Origin of the sequence: Xanthomonas sp. SHU 308, from assembly GCF_000364645.1 — a bacterium.
Classification (GTDB): domain Bacteria; phylum Pseudomonadota; class Gammaproteobacteria; order Xanthomonadales; family Xanthomonadaceae; genus Xanthomonas_A; species Xanthomonas_A sontii.
In genome coordinates this window covers 1-374 of record NZ_AQOK01000775.1, presented here as the reverse complement: position 1 = coordinate 374, position 374 = coordinate 1, and the positions used below count along the sequence as shown (strand labels likewise).

Sequence of the window (374 nt, the reverse complement as noted above, 5' to 3'; positions counted from 1 at the left end):
TGGCTCCGCCTGCAGGCGCACCGCGCCGGCCGCCAGCAGCAGGGCCAGCTGCTGGTCGGCGACGCGCTCGCTGCCGCCGGCCAGATAGGCCAGTTCGGTGGCGTCGAGCGGCGTGTCGAGCGCGGCGCGGCGCAGTCCGCGCACCATCAGGCGCAGGCGCGCGCCCAGGCTCCAGGCCAGGCCAATGCCGGCCAGGAACAGCAGCAGGAATGGCGGTCCCGGCCAGTGCAGCGGCGACAGCGGGCCGTGGCGCTGCCAGAGCACCGCGAACAGCAGGGCAACGCCCAGCATCCAGCCCCACAGGGCGATGCCGCCGCGCGTGGGCGCGGTGCGGCGCGTGCGTGCCTGGCGAGGTGCCGGCGCGGGCGGCCGCG

The 374-nt window shown here is 77.8% G+C and carries 1 pseudogene; it reads right to left on the bottom strand.

From position 1 onward, the window contains the following. A pseudogene (locus D588_RS25715) lies at positions 1 to 374 on the bottom strand (TIGR04222 domain-containing membrane protein); the annotation flags it as partial.